At 39.2% G+C, this 19,994-nt stretch carries 17 protein-coding genes and 8 tRNA genes; 21 read left to right on the forward strand and 4 right to left on the reverse strand.

Features of this window, described 5'->3' with window-relative positions:
- Positions 1-216: 216 nt before the first annotated feature.
- The 3 genes from HH219_RS07455 (at position 217) to HH219_RS07465 (ending at position 2,902) form a co-directional block, all read left to right on the forward strand.
- A complete protein-coding gene (locus HH219_RS07455) occupies positions 217-1,041 on the forward strand; it encodes a phytanoyl-CoA dioxygenase family protein (protein ID WP_169327069.1) in 825 nt (274 codons plus the stop codon).
- A gap of 192 nt (positions 1,042-1,233) precedes the next feature.
- On the forward strand, positions 1,234-1,572 hold the full coding sequence (locus HH219_RS07460) for a hypothetical protein (RefSeq protein WP_054205683.1): 339 nt from the start codon (positions 1,234-1,236) through the stop codon (positions 1,570-1,572).
- The gene (locus HH219_RS07465; RefSeq protein ID WP_054205684.1) at positions 1,565-2,902 is read left to right on the forward strand and encodes an SPFH domain-containing protein; all 1,338 of its coding nucleotides are present in this window, start codon (positions 1,565-1,567) and stop codon (positions 2,900-2,902) included. The genes HH219_RS07460 and HH219_RS07465 overlap by 8 nt, the downstream gene beginning before the upstream one ends.
- 123 nt (positions 2,903-3,025) lie before the next feature.
- Here HH219_RS07465 and HH219_RS07470 read toward each other — a convergent pair whose 3' ends face one another.
- Positions 3,026-4,771 (reverse strand): methyl-accepting chemotaxis protein, encoded by a 1,746-nt coding sequence (locus HH219_RS07470; RefSeq protein ID WP_169327070.1) that lies wholly within the window; start codon positions 4,769-4,771, stop codon positions 3,026-3,028.
- 193 nt (positions 4,772-4,964) lie between these two features.
- Here HH219_RS07470 and HH219_RS07475 point away from each other — a divergent pair, with 193 nt between their 5' ends.
- From HH219_RS07475 to HH219_RS07495, 5 genes are all read left to right on the forward strand, one after another.
- Positions 4,965-5,477: a M23 family metallopeptidase gene (locus tag HH219_RS07475; protein WP_082916358.1), complete on the forward strand. Its 513-nt coding sequence runs from the start codon at positions 4,965-4,967 to the stop codon at positions 5,475-5,477.
- 106 nt (positions 5,478-5,583) lie between these two features.
- Positions 5,584-8,505 (forward strand): UvrD-helicase domain-containing protein, encoded by a 2,922-nt coding sequence (locus tag HH219_RS07480; protein ID WP_169327071.1) that lies wholly within the window; start codon positions 5,584-5,586, stop codon positions 8,503-8,505.
- A 107-nt stretch (positions 8,506-8,612) separates the two neighbouring features.
- Positions 8,613-9,041, forward strand: a complete 429-nt coding sequence (locus tag HH219_RS07485; protein WP_169327072.1) for a hypothetical protein — start codon at positions 8,613-8,615, stop codon at positions 9,039-9,041.
- A 132-nt stretch (positions 9,042-9,173) separates the two neighbouring features.
- Complete coding sequence (locus HH219_RS07490) at positions 9,174-9,659, forward strand: DUF4920 domain-containing protein (protein ID WP_169327073.1); 486 nt, start codon at positions 9,174-9,176, stop codon at positions 9,657-9,659.
- On the forward strand, positions 9,652-10,215 hold the full coding sequence (locus HH219_RS07495; protein ID WP_169327074.1) for a PepSY-associated TM helix domain-containing protein: 564 nt from the start codon (positions 9,652-9,654) through the stop codon (positions 10,213-10,215). Before HH219_RS07490 ends, HH219_RS07495 begins: the two co-directional genes overlap by 8 nt.
- A gap of 30 nt (positions 10,216-10,245) precedes the next feature.
- Here HH219_RS07495 and HH219_RS07500 read toward each other — a convergent pair whose 3' ends face one another.
- Entirely contained in the window at positions 10,246-10,683 is a 438-nt protein-coding gene (locus tag HH219_RS07500; RefSeq protein ID WP_064436089.1) for a hypothetical protein, read from the reverse strand.
- A 155-nt stretch (positions 10,684-10,838) separates the two neighbouring features.
- Positions 10,839-11,786 carry a sodium-dependent bicarbonate transport family permease gene (locus HH219_RS07505; RefSeq protein ID WP_169327075.1) on the reverse strand — a complete coding sequence of 316 codons (948 nt, stop codon included), beginning with the start codon at positions 11,784-11,786 and terminating at the stop codon, positions 10,839-10,841.
- A gap of 131 nt (positions 11,787-11,917) precedes the next feature.
- On the opposite strand from HH219_RS07505, the gene HH219_RS07510 reads away from it, so the two are divergent.
- Complete coding sequence (locus tag HH219_RS07510) at positions 11,918-12,892, forward strand: LysR family transcriptional regulator (RefSeq protein ID WP_169327076.1); 975 nt, start codon at positions 11,918-11,920, stop codon at positions 12,890-12,892.
- Between the two features lie 122 nt (positions 12,893-13,014).
- Here HH219_RS07510 and cysK read toward each other — a convergent pair whose 3' ends face one another.
- On the reverse strand, positions 13,015-13,983 hold the full coding sequence (cysK, locus tag HH219_RS07515) for a cysteine synthase A (protein ID WP_054205693.1): 969 nt from the start codon (positions 13,981-13,983) through the stop codon (positions 13,015-13,017).
- 381 nt (positions 13,984-14,364) lie between these two features.
- On the opposite strand from cysK, the gene HH219_RS07520 reads away from it, so the two are divergent.
- From HH219_RS07520 to HH219_RS07575, 12 genes are all read left to right on the forward strand, one after another.
- Positions 14,365-15,516, forward strand: coding sequence for a dicarboxylate/amino acid:cation symporter (locus tag HH219_RS07520; RefSeq protein ID WP_054205694.1), 1,152 nt, complete (start codon positions 14,365-14,367; stop codon positions 15,514-15,516).
- A 160-nt stretch (positions 15,517-15,676) separates the two neighbouring features.
- On the forward strand, positions 15,677-16,327 hold the full coding sequence (gene uvrY / locus HH219_RS07525; protein WP_169327077.1) for a UvrY/SirA/GacA family response regulator transcription factor: 651 nt from the start codon (positions 15,677-15,679) through the stop codon (positions 16,325-16,327).
- An 8-nt stretch (positions 16,328-16,335) separates the two neighbouring features.
- A complete protein-coding gene (uvrC, locus tag HH219_RS07530; RefSeq protein ID WP_054455551.1) occupies positions 16,336-18,159 on the forward strand; it encodes an excinuclease ABC subunit UvrC in 1,824 nt (607 codons plus the stop codon).
- A gap of 42 nt (positions 18,160-18,201) precedes the next feature.
- A complete protein-coding gene (gene pgsA, locus HH219_RS07535; RefSeq protein WP_169327078.1) occupies positions 18,202-18,747 on the forward strand; it encodes a CDP-diacylglycerol--glycerol-3-phosphate 3-phosphatidyltransferase in 546 nt (181 codons plus the stop codon).
- A 139-nt stretch (positions 18,748-18,886) separates the two neighbouring features.
- Positions 18,887-18,962, forward strand: a tRNA-Gly gene (locus HH219_RS07540).
- Positions 18,963-18,992: 30 nt separating this feature from the next.
- Positions 18,993-19,066, forward strand: a tRNA-Cys gene (locus HH219_RS07545).
- Between the two features lie 37 nt (positions 19,067-19,103).
- Positions 19,104-19,190 (forward strand) — tRNA-Leu (locus HH219_RS07550).
- An 89-nt stretch (positions 19,191-19,279) separates the two neighbouring features.
- Positions 19,280-19,355 (forward strand) — tRNA-Gly (locus tag HH219_RS07555).
- A 39-nt stretch (positions 19,356-19,394) separates the two neighbouring features.
- A tRNA-Leu gene (locus HH219_RS07560) sits at positions 19,395-19,481 on the forward strand.
- A gap of 48 nt (positions 19,482-19,529) precedes the next feature.
- Positions 19,530-19,605, forward strand: a tRNA-Gly gene (locus HH219_RS07565).
- A gap of 19 nt (positions 19,606-19,624) precedes the next feature.
- Positions 19,625-19,698, forward strand: a tRNA-Cys gene (locus HH219_RS07570).
- A 38-nt stretch (positions 19,699-19,736) separates the two neighbouring features.
- Positions 19,737-19,823: transfer RNA gene (locus HH219_RS07575), tRNA-Leu, on the forward strand.
- The last annotated feature ends 171 nt before the right edge of the window (positions 19,824-19,994 follow it).

The raw sequence follows: 19,994 nt of genomic DNA on the forward strand, positions 1-19,994 counted from the left end.
CAAAATTATGGATTAACTGTGCAGTCGGTGATTTTTTCTACTCATTATCTACTTTTTTGTGCGATCTGAGTCCACCAAACTGCCTGCTAAATATATTGTTGGGAGTCTTGTGTTGTTAAAAAATACTACACAGTCCTTAATTAGGCCTGAATTTAGATAAGCTACTGTGCTGTATTAGTTGACCACAACAATATAACGAATAAGGAGGTTTTAAAGATGGAAACTAAATTAGTATCAGAACAGTTAAAACAGCAGGGGTTTGTGCTAATAAAACAAGTGATAGAACCGAGTGAAGTTGTTGCGCTTGGGCATTTTTGCCAACACTTGACTGACGATGTAAAGTCACAATATTTAGCTGGGAGGTCGCTTAATAATGTTGCCATTATGCAACAAGCAGGCGAGCCTTTTGTTTACCGTATTAATTCACTTTTTCAGTTTCAGCCTCGGTTTGCTTGTTTATTAGCACACACCAAACTAATGAGTTATGTTGAGGCTATTGTTGGCGAACCGGTTTTACCTAGCTATGAGTCTATCGTTATTAAAAATTCATTAGACTCACTTGGCTTTGACTGGCACCGTGATATGGCCGTAAAAACGCAAGAACCTATTATCACACTTGGAATATATTTAGACGATGCGATAGCAGAGCAAGGAGCGTTAAAAGTAGTTCCTGGTTCTCATTGTAGCCAATTGTGTGTTTGCGATATAAAACGCCAGCTATCAGATTCTAGACTACAAAGCGTGAATGTGACTGCCAAAGCAGGGGATGTGGTTATTCATCATGTAAATACCGCCCACTGTTCGGGAAGGCAGGAGAGTTCAGCAATACGTAGAACCATTTACTTTGAATTTAGAGCTGTATCTCATTTTATTAATAACCCAAGATTTTCAAGTCAGTGGATTGAAAAACGCCAAGCACTTATGGCAAATATTAAGGCACTCAATTTAGAACACACCCAAAGGCATTTTCAACTCCCCAATGATTTTTATAATACTCAACAAATAGAAGCCGCCGAGTATTGTTTCGAGTTTGCGCAATAACTCGTACAAATAGCTGTTAAACCAATGCTGAATTCTACATTGTGGGGTAAGTTACGTATAGCTACAGCTGATGCAATATTTTTTATTCTGTTTTTTTCTGCGTTATCCTGTAAAATTATTAACTTAACATCTGTAAACAGCGTTTTATAGTTGTTATAAAAATCAACAATTCAAATTATATAAGTAGATTTTATGATTCTGTATATCATTGGGATAAGTATACTTATTGTTATATTGTGCTCGTCGCTTTATGTTATTTACAGTAACATACATAGAACGCGAGTCAGTAAATCTAAAGAATACAATGTGTTATTTGATAAAGATACGATAGTAGATGACTTGATAACTCAACTTACCGAAAAAAATCAAACGCAAGAAAACGAAGATAAAGCACGCAAGAGCAAAGAAGATATCCTGACCACATTTATTGAGTTACACCGTTCAGGAAGTTTTTGTGCGCAATTAAGCGAGCAAGAAATCATTTATTTTGTTAAAAAGAAATTAAATATGGAGAGTAATAAAAATGGATAGCCAGCAACAACCCGCTACACAAGCAAATAAAGGATCTTTTATGGGGCGCTTTGGTCGTCGTAGCGTAATTTTAATTAGTGCCATTGTCATCGTACTCGTAGTGATTGCAACATTGACCTCACAAGTTATTTCGTGGAATGAAGCAGATGAACGGTTGGTTCATCAATCAGCCTTTACCGGTAATTTAACAGTGATTGATCAAGCTGGCCCTTATTTAAAAGCGTTTGGTACTACTTCGGCGTATAAAAAAGTTATTTCAATTAACTTTACAGGCGACAGCACCGCAACTGCCAGTGCTATTGTGCCGTTAATTCCTATTCGCTTTTTGGATACTACAACTGGTGGCGCAAGAGGAGTCTCACGTTTTAGACTGCCTGGTAATGTACCTGCGGGTGAGTCAGGTACTCTTCGCGGACTACTTAAAATACATGAAGAATTTGGTTCGCAAGAAACGCTCATCTCAAATCTATTAATGCGTGCAACCACTGAAAATGTAAAAGCGTCGGCGCGCATGATGTCAGTAGAGCAGCATTACTCTGGCGGTAATGGTCAATTAAGCCAAGATTTTTCTGATCAGCTTACAAATGGTATTTTTGTGACTGAGCAAATAATAAGTACAGGCGAGCGTGATAAAACAGATGATCTTAATAACCTAAGCAAACAACAACGAGTAACTATTAATATTCGTAAAGATGCTGAAGGTAACGCATTGCGTAATGCACCTATTTTAGGTGCGTATGGGATTACGGTTGTAGATGCGAGTATCATCGATATTGATTACGAAAGTAAAGTAAACGCACGTCTTGAGGCACAAAAGCAAGCGGCGGCAGATGAAGCACTTGCGCGACAAAACCTTAAAAAAGCAGAGCAGCAAGCACGAACTGAAGTGGCTTTAGGTGAGCAAGCAATTGCTAAGCAGCGCGCAGAATCAGAGAAGCTAAAGATCAAAGAGCAAATTGATGCTGAGCGTGTAAAAGCAAATGCAATTATTTCAGCGCAGCAACGTGTAGCGGTTAAGGCCGAACTTGCTAAAGAGCAGGCTGAGATTTTAAAACAACAACGTTTAGAAGCATTAGGTATGGATGTACTTGCTGAAGCGCGTCAAAGAGCGAAGTCTGCGGCACTTGATCCTAAATATGTATTTGATGAAACATTAAAAGCAGAAGTTAAAATTCAAACAGCATTATTTAAAAGTTTAGGTAATAGCCGTTTAGTGCCTGAAATTATGATTGGTGGTGGGCAAGGAGAACAGGCTAATGGCTCAGAGTTTATGCGCTTACTAGCAGCTGATGCAGCGTTAAATCTGCAAAAACGATTAGAGAAAAAATAATTTAGGTATTTCTATTTTATATTTTCAAGGCCGGCAAGTTTACTTGCCGGCGTTTTTTATAACTTTTAGGAAGCAAAATTTACTTGCTGCATTGAGCCGATAAACTCAGGGCGTATAAATCATTTAAGCTTTAAATTGTGAGGCACTTGCGTGTAGTTCTTTTCCTGTTTTTTCCATTTGTTGTACAATGGTCATAAAGTTATCGAGTTTATGAGCAGAATCTTGTGATAGTTGACTCATTTCGTTTATATTTGCATTTATATTCTCAGTTACTGAGAGCTGCTCTTGAGATGCACTTGCTACCCCATTGCTAAGATCCCTAATTTTTGACACAGTATTAAAAATAACCTGTAAAACATCTTGTGAATCTGATACTTGAGACTCAGTGGCTTTAACTTGGTTTTTACTTATATCAATAGCACTATTTGCAGTATTAGCCTTTGTTTGAAGCTGTTCGATGATGTTGGCTATTTCTGCGGTGGATTCTTGTGTTCTTTGAGCAAGAGATCGCACTTCGTCAGCAACAACTGCAAATCCTCGCCCTTGTTCGCCTGCGCGGGCTGCTTCAATAGCTGCATTTAAAGCAAGTAAATTAGTTTGTTCGGCTATTGCCTTGATAACTTCAACTACGCTAGAAACTTGTCCGCTTTGCTCGGTTAAATCAGCGATAATCTGTGCCGTTGACTCAAAGCGTTCAGAGAGTTCAGCGAAACTTTTATTTGTTTGGGTCATGACTTCAAGGCCTTTACGTGCCTCGTCTTCAGCTGTATTAGTATAATCTGCAGTGCTTACTGTGTTTTGGGTTACATCATTTAAAGTGGCTGTCATTTGTTCCGCTGCGGTGGCAATACTTTCCAATTTAGCGCTTTGTTCGTGTGCTATGTTGCGGTTATCTTTTACAAACTGCGATACTTCCTTAGCTACCGAGGTCATTTGAGTGCTTGCTACAGCTATAGCTTGTATGGTTGATCTAAAACTGCTAAGCATTCTGTTTACTATAGATGCAACTTCTTTTACTTCAGACACACCTTGCTCTTGGACTGTGGTTGTTAAATTATTACTCTCACCAATTGCATTAAACGCAATACCTAGTTCTATGATTGGTTTTGTCACGCGACGACGCGCAATGTAGAGCCCTCCCATACAAAATGATAAAGAGAAAATCACCACACAAACCGCAACAATAAGTAAAGAGCGGACTTCATCTTCAATTTTCTTTAATCGCTGACTGGTTCTGCTTTCAAGTTGAGTAAAGAATTTATCAACTGGTTTCATTATGTTTGCTTTGAATTCATGATATTCGTCTGAGTGGACAAGTTGTGAGGCAAAGTTTAGATCAGGTTCCCTTAACTGAGTAAACTGACCGTTTGAGTCTTTGAATTTTCCTTTAACCGCATTCATTGCCTCAACTTCTAACTGAACTAAACCATCTGAATTTTTTTTAGCTTCTTCTAATAAAGACAACTCGACTTTAGAAAATCCAAGCTCTTTCATTCGGTTAATAAGGTTATCCCTTGAGCCATCGGGCTTGGGTTTATTACCATAGTCAAGAACGAGATCCCAATAAATTGTATGATAATTGACCGGTCGAGGTTTATCCCCGTTACGAATAGCAAGTACATCAAAATACATTTTTTCGTATTTTTCATCCCCCGTGATTGTGTATGTTCGGCCTAAACGAGTTAGTTCATCTGAGCTTTGGCGGAGCTCATCTGCAGCTTGATAAGCTAAATAGCGGTTCTCAGTGGCACTTTCAATTTCTTTTAACTCCGCGTTTAAGTAAAAAATTAAAAATGTAAGTGCCGAAAGTAATACAATCAGCCCTCCAAAAATAGAGGTCATTAAGAACTTTATTGAACGTACGTCCATAACATACTCTTTTTTATACAGTTACATTAAAGGTAGCTAAATCTGTTTGAAGTGCAAATATATAATTTACTTGTATTTATAAGCTAATAGAAACAGGGGGTTAAAATTTTATATAAAAGCTGAATAGTTTGTGTTTTACGTTAGTATAGGTTCATATGATGAAGTTACTGACAGAAGCCGTCTGGAGTGAAGTTTGAAAGGAATAAAAATTTTTATAGTTGTTTTAATTATTTTATTAACCATAGGTTTATTAATACCTGAAAAAATAGTTATTCCAGTGCAAGGTGCTACGGCGAATGACTGGAATCACACTACCTTTTGGTATGAACCATGGGGGAGATCTGGCGTACACAAAGGGATAGATATTTTTGGTAAAAAACACACGCCAGTGGTTGCAGCCGTGAGCGGAGTCGTGGTGTACTCTGGTGAATTAAAACGTGGTGGAAAAGTGGTGGCATTACTTGGGCCTAAATGGAGAATTCATTACTTTGCCCATTTAGAGGATTACTCGGTCAGTGCTGGTGATTATGTTTCGGTCAACGAAGTCATTGGCAGTTTGGGAGATACAGGCAATGCCGCAGGTAAGCAACCTCATGTGCATTACTCTATTTTATCTTTATTACCATATCCTTGGTTGATGACCACTCAAAACCAAGGTTGGAAGAAAATGTTCTTTTTAAACCCTCATAAAAAACTGTATCGGTGAATCCACGCTAAAGCAGACAAAATAAATGCCGTTATTTTTACACTTACTTTGCTGATTAACTTAAAATACCAGCAATTGACTTTTTTAAATTAGGAATTCAGCAGTAATGGATTCTATTGCATTTAGCTTGCTTGGGCGTTTATTTTCGAAACAAGCTTCCTTAGCCTTTGATCAACATACACTCGTTATTCGTCAAGGTAACTCAATCATCCATATTAGTTGGAATGAGCTGGTTGCACCGCTGTCGTTTGCGTATGGCATTTTGGGCCAAACCGTTCGCTTTGCTACAGTGCAACACAGCTACACTTTTTCAATGTGTGCGTATGGCACTCATAGGGCAATACGTGCACAGTGTGAACAATATTGGGTTAATGCGAATACAGTAAAGCTTGATGCCTTTTTAAATAAAGTAACCAAACTGGTTAATCAGCGATATTTGCGCCAGTCTCATGTGAGTCGCATTAAGCAGCTTGCGCTGCAAGAACACAGCCGATGGCTACCGTGGGTTAAAAACAGTCCAGCCCTTGAATTAGTCAATAAAAAAATAAAGGTATTAGAGCAATATGCTCATTGGAATGATGCCCTTACATACTATTTGCAACAAAAATACGTGACCAAACAACTTAAATTACACCACGAGTTTTTTGACTGTATTGAAGCAAACCCGTTAACGCTAAGACAAAGACATGCTTGTGTGATTGATGACGATAACAATTTGTTATTGGCTGGTGCTGGCACAGGTAAAACCAGCGTGATGATAGGGCGCGCTGGTTTTTTAGTGCAAAGCCAGCAGGCGCGTTACAGTGATATTTTACTTTTGGCGTATGGCCGAAAAGCCGCAGATGAAATGGATGAACGTATTCAACAAAAACTTGCTACGGATAAAATAAAAGCGGCGACGTTTCATAGTGTTGGCCTAATGATTATCTCACAGGTTGAACAGGCTAAACCTAGCATGAGTGTATTTGCTGAAGACGAAAAAGCCAAAGCTAAATGGGTGCAACAATGTTTTGAATCACTGATTGAAAAGAGTGCAACGTACCATAAGTTGGTGTTAGATTATTTTAGTAAATATTATTACGTTGAAAAGAATGAATTTGATTTCAAAACCTTAGGTGATTATTACAGCTACTTAAATGATAATGATATCCGCAGCCTCAAAGGTGACAAAGTAAAAAGCTTTGGTGAGCTTTACATTGCTAATTGGCTTTTTTATCACGGTATAGATTATCAATACGAAGCGCCTTACAAAGTGGCGGTTAAAACTATTGATCGTAGACAATATAAGCCGGACTTTTATTTACCTGAGTACGATATATACATTGAGTATTATGGCATTGATGAGGCCGGTAATACCGCCTCGTATATTGATAAAGCCCAATATCACAACGCAATGGACTGGAAAAACACCACCCATACCAGTAATAACACTCACTGTATAGCGCTGACCTATGGGCAACATAAACAAGGTGCGTTGTTAAGTGAACTTGAGCAGGCACTAAAAAGTGTTAACGTGCACACTCAGATGCTGCCAGTTGAATCACTGCTTGAAAGTTTAAAAGAGACGGGGAGAGTCACTGTATTAGCGGGATTATTTGCTCAATTACTCAGCTTATATAAAGGCGCATATTTAAGTGCTACGGATGAAGTGAAAGTGCTTAAACGTTCGCTTGATGTCAAGCAAACAACGCAGGCACTAGCGTTATTAAAGCCGATTCTCACTCACTACAATGCTCACTTGCAGCAGCGCGGCGAAATAGACTTTGAAGATATGATTATCAAAGCAATTGAGTATGTAGAGGCAGGTAAGTTTAAATCGCCTTGGCGTTATATTATGGTTGATGAATTTCAGGATATATCTGAGGCAAGAGCCCGATTAGTTAAAGCATTGCGCGATAGCCTCAAAGGTAGCTCGGTATTTGCGGTAGGCGATGACTGGCAAGCAATTTATCGTTTTAGTGGGGCTGATATTAAGCTAACCACTGAGTTTGCTAACTACTTTGGTTTTACCTCGCAAACCACCTTGGATACCACGTTTCGTTTTAATAATAAAATAGGCGAGGTTGCCTCTGCCTTTATTAGTAAAAACCCAGCGCAGCTTAATAAAACGATTACTTCTTTAACGCACGTTTCACAGTCAGCGGTGTCATTATTAAAGCGAGGAAGTAACGCGCCAGCTGTTTTTAAAAGTAATTATCACAGTGATATACCTGAGCTTGTAAATGGCGCGATTGATGAGGTGCTTAATGCAATTCATACTAAAACATGCATACCAACAACGGTGTATTTTTTAGCGCGATTTTGGTTCCAACTGCCAAGTAAGACAGATATTCAAACCATGTACGCTAAATACCCATTGTTAAAGATTCAATCGCAGACTTTTCATGCCTCAAAAGGCAAAGAAGCTGATTACGTGATCATTATCGGGTTACAAAAAGGCAAGCATGGATTTCCGAGTGAAAAAGCCACACCTGCAATTTTAGAGGCTTTATTACCAGTGAAAGAAGCGTTTACTTATGCAGAAGAACGGCGGTTATTTTACGTAGCACTAACGCGAGCTAAACATCGTGCGTATATTATCGCCGATATGGCCAATGCCAGCTGTTTTGTTACTGAATTAATAGCTGAACATGACATAGAACAGCATGAATTTAGCACTGAGGTGGATCAACTCCACGGCGAGGATATGAACTGTATGCGCTGTAATGGCGGTGTATTAAAAAAACAAACAGGGCGGTTTGGTGTGTTTTATTCATGTTCGCACTATCCACGTTGTGAACATACAGAAAAACCCTGCGAACAATGTCAAAGTCCCATGACTCGAAGTCGCTATACGGGTTTTAAACTATGTGTAAATACACGCTGTAATCACTTAGTGCCAACGTGTGATAAATGCGACGCTGAAATGGTGCTACGCAGCAGTGCTAAAGGGCAGTTTTGGGGATGCAAAAACTATCAAGGCAATGAAGAACTCAGCTGCAAAAATAGTAAAAACAGCATGGCAATTAAATGGCCAGAGTTGGTCTAGTGGTTAAAAAAGCTTTTTTTTAAAGGGACATAAAAAATTGTCTATAAAAATAACTCATGAAATAATAAGTGTTTTTACTCGTCAACAATGATTAGGTAATTTTAATAATGAGATTTTCGATTGAAGAAATGGAGGCTGCTTTTACAGAAATTAACGAGCATGCAAATCCAAAATTAGCTTTTTTAGGCGCTTTATCAGGCTCATTGCCGGCTATTGCGGTTTATTTTTTATTTATGGAAATGGGAGGTTTGTTACTGACTATGCTATTTTTATCCCCTTTGATTATAGGCTATTTTGCTCGTTTCGTGGGTAGAACTTACAAAGTTAAACACCGTATATCAGTCGGTGTTATTGGCGCACTTGTGTACATCATTGGATGTATATTACTCGGTTTGGGCCCTTTATATTACCTTTTAGTTCCCGTTGCGTTTGGTGTTGCAATGACAACTGCAAAAATTAAACTTTATAGGGTTCATGAGTGGGCAATTGAATGGGAAGAAAACGGTAAACTTTTTAAAAATGAAAATCCTGAGTAATTATTCTATCGTTAATTTATTGAAAATGGTTTTTATTTGCATTAAAGTGCGGTGGGTTCTGCATATGTAAAGCGCATAAAGTGTTTATTACTTTAGCTAGTTTATAAATTTTAAATCGATAAGGAATTTTAAATGAAAATTTGGATTGAAAAGGCTAAAACGATTTTTTGTGCTGTGCTTTTATTCAGTGGATTTGCGTTTAACGTATCAGCAGGCACGCTTCACTTTGGTGGAGAGGTCAACGCGGGCAATATTACCAAGATTTCAACGATAATGAATGATCCGGATGATTATTTAGCCGCGCCCGTTACTATAGAAGGAACAATTGTAGGTGTATGCGAAAAAAGAGGTTGCTGGATGTCATTGGCATCAGATCAGCGCTTTCAAAATTTACGGATTAAAGTTAACGATGGTGACATGGTGTTTCCTATGACTGCTAAAGGCCGCAAAGCAATTGCAACGGGAGAACTTAAAAAAATTGAACTGACCCTGGAGCGCACAAAAACTGTTATGGCACACAGAGCTCAAAAAGCCGGTGATGACTTTGATCCAAGCAGTGTTACGGAACCAATGGCTATTTATCAATTAAATCCAAGTGCGGTAGACATCCTTGAGTAGTACCACAAATTGGTATAAATTAAACCGTAGTCTGCACCGTGATATAGGCTATTTTTGTGTTGGCTTGATTCTTATTTTTTCAGTATCGGGGATCGCTGTAAACCATAAAGATGATTGGAACCCCAATTATAGAGTCGATGTGACACACATTGATGCAGCGGGCACACAGTGGCATGAAGAAAACGATAGTGAGTTAATTTTACAGGTGCTATCTCATGTTGAAGCTAATGTCGAAGTAAAAGCTTCATACTGGTCTGCAAAAGATGAATTTAAAGTGTTTTTGAAAAATGGTAATAACCTAAGTGTGAATTTAGCCACAAGCTCTATTACTTATGAACGCATTGAAGCAAGGCATATATTTCAAGCATTTAATCGCTTACACCTAAATGAAACAAAAGAATCGTGGGTAATATTTTCTGACATATTTGCCGGATTACTGATTTTTCTCGCTTTGAGTGGCTTATTTATGGTTAAAGGTAAATATTCTCCTCTAGGGGTTAAATCACTGTGGATTGGGTTAGGTATTCTATTACCTGCGGGCTATATTTTTTTATGATGGCTGTAAGCTAACACCTTGTTTTAGTAATTAAGTTGTCTTAGATTTCTTAAGTTTTTTTTCCATCAGACTTAGCAGTAGCCCATTTAAATCAATGATTTTATTTTGAAGTATTTTCTTTTGTTCTACTGCTTGCTCAGATTCATCGTCACTCAGTTTTTGTAGCTCTTTTTGTGTCTCAGCTATTTGCTCTTTTAATTTAGCAATCATTCTATCGGTTGGATCTTGACTCGTTTCGTCCTCTTTTTTATCAACGCCATGTTGCGCATTGTCATATAGCTGCTTGGCTATACTTTCTCCTAATTCGGTTTTATTTATCTGTTTATTTTCTTGATTGAGCTTGTCTTTTCCCTGCTCAGAAATAGAGACGTGACTATTTGGCAAACTTACATTTTGTATTGATGGTTGTTGGGCTGTGATTTGTGGCGATACGCGTTGTTTAGCGTATAAGTTGATGTTAAGTGCCATGGTCGTTCTATTAATATTATCCATAATATTTATTAAATTTAAGTGAGTATAAACAAGTGTTATTTTGTTATCGGCCAGGTAAGTTAGAGCATGAGATTTATTTTTTCAGGCAAAAGAAGCACCTTAGGTGCTTCTTTTAAACTGAATGACGTGGGTTATTGCATCGCCACGGCAAGCTGGTGATACAAACCTATACCAATAAGTACATTAAACGGGAAGGTAACACCGAGTGAACTTAGCATAGCAAGGCCAATATCTGCTTTCGGTATCGCGGCTTTAATGGCAGCAGGAGCCGCAATATATGAAGCGCTGGCCACTAAACTACCAAGAATAACCACCGAACCAAGCTCTAACTCTAAAAGTGTGCCAACAGTCACACCCACGGCACCTAATACTAACGGGGTAAGGATGGCAAAAAAAGCCAGCTTCCAATGGTGCCAAGGAATAGGACGTAATGTTTGTGCCGCTGTTAAACCCATTTCTAGCAAAAATAGAGCAAGTACGACTTTAAAGCTATTTGTTAATAACCCCGTTACTTGGCTGCCCTGCTGTGTACCGTACATCATACCGATTATCACACCACCTACCAGTAGAATAACGCTCTTATTAGTTAGCGTCTCATGCCACAGAGCTTTGAGTGATAATGTATTTTCAGAGCTATGTTGTTTGTCTAAGCGTCTATAAAGTAGCAAGCCAACTATAATTGCAGGAAGTTCTAACATGACTAAATAGAGAGTTACCTCTGCCCCAACAGCGAGTTGAGCAGATTCCGCGTAGGCAAGGGCTACCGCAAAAGTACCGGCGCTAACTGAGCCGTAATGGGCTGCAATACTTGCGCTGTTCGCGACGGATAGCTTAACTACATACTTTAAAATAGGGTAAAGAGCTAATGGAATGAGTGCGCCAATTAGCATAACTGAGCCCATCTCGGGGAGTAGTTGCCAACTTAAATTACCATGCAGTACCATGCCACCTTTCAAGCCAATCGTAAGCATTAATAATAAACTCAGTGTCTCGTATGTTGCTTTAGGGATAGTAAGATCCGAACGTAAGACACCGGCGACTAATCCTAAAACAAAAAACATAACAACAATATCTGGCACAACTCTCTCCTGTGGGTTTGAAGTAGGACTATTGTAGAGAAAACTTTGCATAGCAAATAATAAAATGAATAATAGGAAGGCATAGTATATTATCTATGGGTTGATATTTATTACTTATTAAAGGCGTAATAATGGATCTCAGGCATATTTCATTTCGATTACTTGAAGTTTTTATGAGCGTTGTAAAAACGGGCTCAATAAGTGAAACTGCACGACGTTTACACTTAACGCAGCCGACAGTTTCATTGCAAATAAAGCGTTTACAAGAGGCTGTAGGAGAGCCATTGGTCTACATGAAACAGCAAAAACTGCAAGTTACAGAAGCGGGTTTAGCATTATTTAGAACATGTCAGCAGGTGTTTGGTCATTTTGACGACTATAGTGATTTACTGTCCGAAATTAAAGGCGGCGAGCGTGGGCGATGTAAAATTGCGATGGTCAATACAGCTCAATATATCTTACCTAAGTTACTCGGGCCTTACAGTAACTTACATCCACATGTTGAATTACCGCTGGAAATAGGTAATAGAGCTGAAGTTTTATCACGTTTTGAACGCGGCGAAGATGATATTTATGTTTTTAGTCACCCACCTTCATTAGAGCATGCACAGGCCGCTCGGTTTTTAAAAAATCCACTCGAATTTATTGCGCCAATAGATCACCCTCTAGCGGATGCTGAGCAATTGTCTCTTGTTGATTTAGCATCGCACCGGTTTTTGTTGCGTGAGCCTGGCTCTGCCACACGAATGTTGTTTGAAAGCGAACTGCAAAGACGTGGGCTTGTACTTAGTAACACGGTACAGATGGCAAGTAACGAGGCAATAAGAGTAGCGGTATCATCGGGAATGGGAATAGGGGTATTGTCGCGTCATGTTTTACCTGCGCAAGAGGCTGGTTTCAAAGTTTTAACCGTAACAGATGTCAGTTTGGCGAGTCATTGGTATTTTGTAATACGTACAGATCGGCATATTTCATATGCTGCACGCAGCTTCTTACAGTTTGCGCAAATGCATTTGGAGCAATATCTTGATACTCAATGGGTGCGCAACGAGTTACTAACGCTTAATGTGAACTTAGATGCTGAGCAAAAACGTTTCAGCCGTTAAAATACAGTACTCAAGAGTCGTTGTACTAAGAGAAGTATTGCTTTATAAATAATCAGTCAGGATTACTGTAGGTATTAAAAAAGGCCTAACAATGGCTAGACCTTTTCTAAAATTAAACAGGTTTACTGAACAAGTTCTTGCTCAGAAAACTCTTCTGCAAATAATGGGCTAGACAAGTAACGCTCTGTTGCGCTTGGTAAAATAACGACAACATTTTTGCCAGCATTCTCAGGTAATTCCGCAATACGTTTTGCTGCAACTACAGCTGCACCAGATGAAATACCCACTAAAATACCTTCATCTTTCATTAGTTGATGGGCCATTGCAATTGCATCTTCGTTAGAAACAAGTTCAGCACCATCAATTACTTCAAGGTCTAAATTCCCAGGGATAAAACCTGCACCAATACCTTGGATTTTATGTGGACCAGGCTTTATTTCTTCACCTGCTAGGGTTTGGCTAATTACTGGTGAGTTAGTTGGCTCTACAGCAATTGATTTTACATTTAGGCCTTTTTCAAGTTTTAAATAACGGCTTACACCCGTAATTGTACCGCCAGTGCCTACACCTGCAACGAAAAAGTCAACTTTACCGTCTGTTGCTTCAAAAATTTCAGGGCCAGTCGTTTCAAAGTGAATTTTAGGATTTGCAGGGTTTTCAAATTGTTGTAGCAAAATAAACTTAGTAGGATCACTTGCTTGGATTTCTTTTGCTTTTTCAATTGCGCCATTCATCCCTTTTGCGCCATCAGTTAGCACAAGGTTTGCGCCCAATGCTTTTAATAGCTTACGGCGTTCAAGGCTCATAGTATTAGGCATAGTCAGCGTTAACTTGTAACCACGAGATGCTGCCACAAACGCAAGTGCAATACCTGTATTACCGGATGTTGGTTCAATAAGTTCTTTATCTTTAGTCAATTCACCTGATTTTTCAGCTTCCCAAATCATTGATGCACCTATACGGCATTTAATACTAAAGCTTGGGTTACGTGATTCAATTTTGGCAAAAATATTACCAGTGGTTACACGATTTAGTTTTACTAATGGTGTATTACCGATAGTGAGTGAATTATCTTCAAAAATTGTAGACATTGTATTCCCTTGGGTGCTGTTTGTTCAATCGGGGGTTGATATATTAATAAATCAACCGTAATAGCCACACTCTACTGTGCAACGAAAAAAATAAAAGTAAAGTTTGGCTATAAGATATATCTATTCGGCTTATATTTGAATGAAATAAAACCAGCCTTTGTTTTAGTGACTAAAAAATAAGGGAACTTAATATGAAATTTGTTGCACTAGATCATAATGAGCAAAAATCTTTAAATTATAATCAACACACATAAGGAAAGAATGTTGCAATGGTGTAACGATGTTATTTTATACAAACAAACTGTTTTTGAGCGGTTTTATGACACATCTCCTTTAAAACATGATAAAACCCTATGCATCTAAATTTATGAAGTGATCACGATGACGTTAATCTTAAAGTTAATTGCCGGTATAGTGGCCGGTATTTTAGTGGGTCTATATGTACCATTAACAGGTGTAGAACTCCTTTATACTGTAAAAGAAGTAATTGGTCAGTTGATCACCTTTACTATCCCGTTAATTATTTTATTTTTTATCGCATCAGGGATTGCCGGCTTACCTAAAGGTTCAGGCCATTTATTAGGTAAAACCGTAGGTTTTGCATATGGATCTACCGTTATTGCTGGAACATTGGCTGTTGTGGCTGTGAGTGCGATTATTCCGTTGTTTGATGGCGGTTTAACTTTTGAAGCTGAAGTGGCCACTGAAGTTGCCAGTTTTATTGATTTAGAAATCCCTCCATTAATGGGTGTAATGACCGCACTTGCGACTGCTTTTGTATTTGGTATTGGTATGAGTCAATTGCAACTTGAAACACTTAGAAAAGTATCAGATCAAGGTCGCGATGTAATAGACGCTTTATTAGCAAAAGTAATTATTCCTGCATTGCCTTTTTATATTGCGGGTGTATTTGCCGAAATGACTGTTGCTGGTTCAGTAGTTGATACTTTGCAAACGTTTGGTGTAGTACTTGTAGCTGCATTAGTAATGCATTGGCTTTGGTTAAGCGTTTTATATATAGGCACGGGTATTTTGTTAAAGCGTAACCCAGTTGAGTTAATTAAAAACATGCTGCCAGCTTATTTTACTGCATTAGGTACGATGTCTAGCGCTGCGACGATTCCAGTGTCTTTACGTGCAAGTAAAGCAAATAATGTTAAAGAAGATGTCGCTAACTTCACAGTTCCTTTATGTGCGACTATCCATTTGTCAGGTTCGACAATTACGATTGTGACGTGTGCAATGGCAGTTATGTTTTTGTCGCCAAATATGGATGTGCCATCTCTATTTGGAATGTTGCCATTTATTATGATGCTTGGTGTTGTGATGATTGCAGCCCCAGGCGCACCGGGTGGCGCTGTAATGGCTGCATTAGGTTTATTAACGAGTATGCTTGGCTTTAATGAAGGTGCAGTCGCGTTAATGATTGCCCTATACTTAGCGCAAGATAGCTTTGGCACAGCCTGTAATGTCACAGGTGATGGTATTATTGCATTATGGGTTGATCGTTTTAGCGATAAAGCGTCTTCTTAAGTTAATTACCACCACGTTACATAGAGTACTCAAGTGAGTATTTTTACGTAGCGTGGGCTGAATGGAACGATATTTGAGTTATCGTTTCATCTTTTCTGTGTTAATGTGGCGAATTAAATTGTCACAATGACATGCTGTTTAGTTATATGAGGGTGTTCCATTGATTAACGTACTTTTAGTTGATGACCATGAGCTTATACGTACGGGTATCAGGCGTATTCTTGATGACGTTCGTGGGTTCAAAGTAGTTGGTGAAGCTAAAACAGGTGAAGAAGCTGTGCAGTTTTGCCGTCAGCACTCACCTGATATAGTGCTCATGGACATGAATATGCCAGGTATCGGCGGTCTAGAAGCCACCAAAAAAATCTGTCGCTACTGCCCTGATGTAAAAATCATTGTACTTACAGTGAATTGTGAAGACCCTTTCCCAAGTAAAGTAATGCAAATTGGCGCACATGGCTTTTTAACCAAGGGCGCAGGCTCAGATGAAATGGTTAATGCCATCCGTGCAGTTAATGCTGGACAACGGTATATAGCACCAGAAATAGCCCAACAAATTGCGTTAGCGCAAGTAACTGGCCGTACTGATGAAAGTCCATTCCAGTGTTTATCTGAACGAGAGCTGCAGATCATGTTAATGATCACAAAAGGGGAAAAAGTACAAGATATTGCTGAACGTCTTAACTTAAGTTCTAAAACGGTGAACAGCTATCGTTACAGGATGTTTGAAAAACTTAATGTTAGTGGCGATGTTGAGTTAACTCACTTAGCTATTCGACATAAAATGATTGATATAGACAGCTCTCACTAATCTGCTTTATGGCCGAATTTGATCACGCCCACTTCTTAAAAACGCTATCAAGTGAACCTGGTGTTTACAGGATGCTTGATAGTGACGACAATGTTATTTATGTCGGCAAGGCTAAAAATTTAAAAAAACGCGTGAGTAGCTATTTTCGTAGCACTGTAACAGACAGTAAAACGCGTGCCTTAGTCAGTAATATTTGTAACATTGATATTACGTTGACAAATACTGAAACCGAAGCATTATTGCTTGAAAACAATTTAATAAAAAAATACCAGCCTCGCTATAACATTTTATTACGTGACGATAAATCTTACCCTTATATATTGTTGACAGCACACAAGCATCCAAGGCTTGCATTTCATCGTGGAAGCCGCAAAGTTAAGGGCGAATATTTTGGGCCATTCCCAAGTGCCGGCGCTGTATCTGAAAGTCTGCGCTTAATGCAAAAAATATTTCCTGTTCGACAATGTGAAGATGCTTATTACCGTGTTCGCAGCCGACCATGTTTGCAACATCAGCTAAAGCGTTGCTCTGCGCCATGTGTAGATAAAGTATCAGATGATGAATACAGCCAGCAAGTTAGTTATGTACGCAAGTTTTTGACTGGCAAGTCCCATGAAGTTATTTCTGATTTAATTACTAAAATGGAAACCGCAAGCCAAGCATTACAATTTGAACTCGCTGCAAAAGTACGTGATCAAATAATGTTGCTACGAAAAATGCAGGAACAACAATCCATTTCAGGAAATTACGCTGAAATGGATGTGGTTGGTTTTGCGCATTTAAATGGACTCAATGGTATTCATTTGCTTATGATCCGTGATCATAAAGTTCTTGGTAGTAAAACCTACTTCCCAAAGGTTCCAAAAGACTCCCAGCAACAAGAGATTTTAACCTCATTCTTAGGGCAGTATTATTTAGCGCCAGGTGCAACAGGGCGTATTGCGAAAGAAGTTATACTGCCATTTGCAATTGACGAAATAGACGTACTTAGCGATGCATTAAGTCAAGTAAGTGAGCGTAAAGTTAATTTAAAAGTTGTAACTCGGGGAGAGCGAGCACAATACCTACAATTAGCTAATAAAAATGCCCTCAATAGCATCACCGTTAAGCAAAGTACGCAAGACTCAATTAATAAACGTTATGCACAGCTCAAAGCTACTTTGCGCTTAGATGACATTAATCGTATGGAGTGCTTTGATATAAGCCACACCATGGGTGAGAATACTGTCGCCAGTTGTGTTGTGTTTGATTCGCAAGGGCCAAACAATAAAGAGTATCGGCGTTTTAATGTGACGGGTATCACCGGTGGTGATGACTACGCAGCAATGGAGTTTGCACTTAACAAACGTTACAACAAACTGGTAGATGAAGAAAAAATTCCAGATGTTATTTTTATTGATGGTGGTAAAGGTCAGTTATCGCGTGCAGAGCAGTACTTTTCAACTTGGCCCCATACAAAAATGCCGCTACTAGTTGGTGTTGCAAAAGGCACTAGCCGAAAACCGGGGCTAGAAACCTTGTTAATTGATGGTGGCCGAAAAACGATTCCGATGGATTCTGATGCACCCGCACTGCATTTAATCCAACATATACGTGATGAATCGCATCGTTTTGCAATAGCAGGACACCGTAATAAGCGCCAAAAACAACGCACTCAATCATTATTAGAAGAAATAGGTGGAGTCGGCTCAGTTCGACGCCAAACATTATTAAAATTTTTAGGGGGCATGCAGGGAGTAAAAGCTGCTAATATAGATCAATTAAAGCAAGTACCCGGGATCAGCTCTGACATGGCTGAGAAGATATTTAACCATTTGCATGACAAGGGCTAGCCCTTCGTGCGAATATAGAAAAAAAGACATCCCCAAGTAGTTATGTGGAATATTCCAAACACACTCACAACCTTTAGACTTTTCCTTATCCCCATTTTTTTGGTGGTATTTTATTTGCCCTATTCATGGGCTTTCTTTGCTGCGGCCTTTATTTTTTGGCTCGCATCTATCACAGATATTTTGGATGGTTATTTAGCACGCAAGCTTGAACAATCAACACCCTTTGGCGCATTCTTAGATCCTGTTGCTGATAAAGTAATGGTGTGCACCGCATTGGTTGCCTTATCTAGCTATTATCAATCAATGTATATGACAATTCCTGCTTTGATTATTATAAGTAGAGAAATAGTTATTTCAGCTTTACGCGAATGGATGGCTGAACAAGGCAAGCGCGATAATGTGGCCGTATCTAATATGGGTAAGTTTAAGACCGCAGCACAAATGTTAGCCATTATTGGTTTAACATGGCAGTACGATAGCTGGATGATGTATCTAAGTTATGGCTTACTTTATATCGCAACTATTTTAACGGTGACTTCTATGCTGCAATATTTGATTGCTGCGTGGAGTGAATTGACTAAAAATTGAGTCTAAACGTATAATAACGCACCATTTTAGATAAAAAACAAGCAAACAGTTCAAAACTAGCATTTTTTGTATTGACGCGTTTAATAATCTCTGTAGAATGCGTCCGTGTTGAGAGGGCATAGCCCCCTAGATAAACAAAGCGGCACTAGCTCAGTTGGTAGAGCGCGACCTTGCCAAGGTCGAGGTCACGAGTTCGAGCCTCGTGTGCCGCTCCAGTTTATTTTAATGGTTTACCCCAGCGTTGGGGCGGAATGGCAGAGTGGCCATGCACCGGATTGCAAATCCGTTTACCTCGGTTCGACTCCGGGTTCCGCCTCCATTTCAACACTCCACATGCTTTTAATAGCAAACTCGATGCCCGAGTGGTGGAATTGGTAGACACAAGGGATTTAAAATCCCTCGACTAACAAGTCGTGCCGGTTCAAGTCCGGCCTCGGGCACCACTTTGTGGTTTAGTTATATCGCCAAATGTAACTTATAAAAATTGTATTACGTAAATTAGTTTATGTGATTTATTTAGAATTAATATGATGCGGCACTAGCTCAGTTGGTAGAGCGCGACCTTGCCAAGGTCGAGGTCACGAGTTCGAGCCTCGTGTGCCGCTCCATATTAATTTTATCCACTTGCTTTAAGTAGCAAACTCGATGCCCGAGTGGTGGAATTGGTAGACACAAGGGATTTAAAATCCCTCGACTAACAAGTCGTGCCGGTTCAAGTCCGGCCTCGGGCACCACTTTAAATTATTTTACCAAGGTAATTTAAAGAAGATAAAAATAGTTTTGCGGTACTAGCTCAGTTGGTAGAGCGCGACCTTGCCAAGGTCGAGGTCACGAGTTCGAGCCTCGTGTACCGCTCCAAATTATTTGGAAACATTTAGGCGGAATGGCAGAGTGGCCATGCACCGGATTGCAAATCCGTTTACCTCGGTTCGACTCCGGGTTCCGCCTCCATATAATTTAATCCACACGCTTTAATTAGCAAACTCGATGCCCGAGTGGTGGAATTGGTAGACACAAGGGATTTAAAATCCCTCGACTAACAAGTCGTGCCGGTTCAAGTCCGGCCTCGGGCACCAATCTATCTTTTATAGATTGCTTTAACTTGTAATATTAAGTTAAAAATAGTTTACATAAATCTTATTTATCTTAATCTTATCTCTTAATACTTTTAGTTATTACTTCAAATTGTTATCCTAGATCTCATTGATTTTAAATTACCAACGAGTAGTTTTTATACCACATCATTC

Source organism: Pseudoalteromonas sp. NEC-BIFX-2020_015, from assembly GCF_012952265.1.
Lineage (GTDB): Bacteria > Pseudomonadota > Gammaproteobacteria > Enterobacterales > Alteromonadaceae > Pseudoalteromonas > Pseudoalteromonas neustonica.

What these genes read in the sequence shown, in the direction of transcription:
- HH219_RS07455 (WP_169327069.1), top strand. Translation starts at nt 217, where the DNA reads ATGGAAACTAAATTAGTATCAGAACAGTTAAAACAGCAGGGGTTTGTG.
- HH219_RS07460 (WP_054205683.1), top strand. Translation starts at nt 1,234, where the DNA reads ATGATTCTGTATATCATTGGGATAAGTATACTTATTGTTATATTGTGC.
- HH219_RS07465 (WP_054205684.1), top strand. Translation starts at nt 1,565, where the DNA reads ATGGATAGCCAGCAACAACCCGCTACACAAGCAAATAAAGGATCTTTT.
- HH219_RS07470 (WP_169327070.1), bottom strand. Translation starts at nt 4,771, where the DNA reads ATGGACGTACGTTCAATAAAGTTCTTAATGACCTCTATTTTTGGAGGG.
- HH219_RS07480 (WP_169327071.1), top strand. Translation starts at nt 5,584, where the DNA reads ATGGATTCTATTGCATTTAGCTTGCTTGGGCGTTTATTTTCGAAACAA.
- HH219_RS07485 (WP_169327072.1), top strand. Translation starts at nt 8,613, where the DNA reads ATGAGATTTTCGATTGAAGAAATGGAGGCTGCTTTTACAGAAATTAAC.
- HH219_RS07490 (WP_169327073.1), top strand. Translation starts at nt 9,174, where the DNA reads ATGAAAATTTGGATTGAAAAGGCTAAAACGATTTTTTGTGCTGTGCTT.
- HH219_RS07500 (WP_064436089.1), bottom strand. Translation starts at nt 10,683, where the DNA reads ATGGCACTTAACATCAACTTATACGCTAAACAACGCGTATCGCCACAA.
- HH219_RS07510 (WP_169327076.1), top strand. Translation starts at nt 11,918, where the DNA reads ATGGATCTCAGGCATATTTCATTTCGATTACTTGAAGTTTTTATGAGC.
- cysK (WP_054205693.1), bottom strand. Translation starts at nt 13,983, where the DNA reads ATGTCTACAATTTTTGAAGATAATTCACTCACTATCGGTAATACACCA.
- HH219_RS07520 (WP_054205694.1), top strand. Translation starts at nt 14,365, where the DNA reads ATGACGTTAATCTTAAAGTTAATTGCCGGTATAGTGGCCGGTATTTTA.
- uvrC (WP_054455551.1), top strand. Translation starts at nt 16,336, where the DNA reads ATGGCCGAATTTGATCACGCCCACTTCTTAAAAACGCTATCAAGTGAA.
- pgsA (WP_169327078.1), top strand. Translation starts at nt 18,202, where the DNA reads ATGTGGAATATTCCAAACACACTCACAACCTTTAGACTTTTCCTTATC.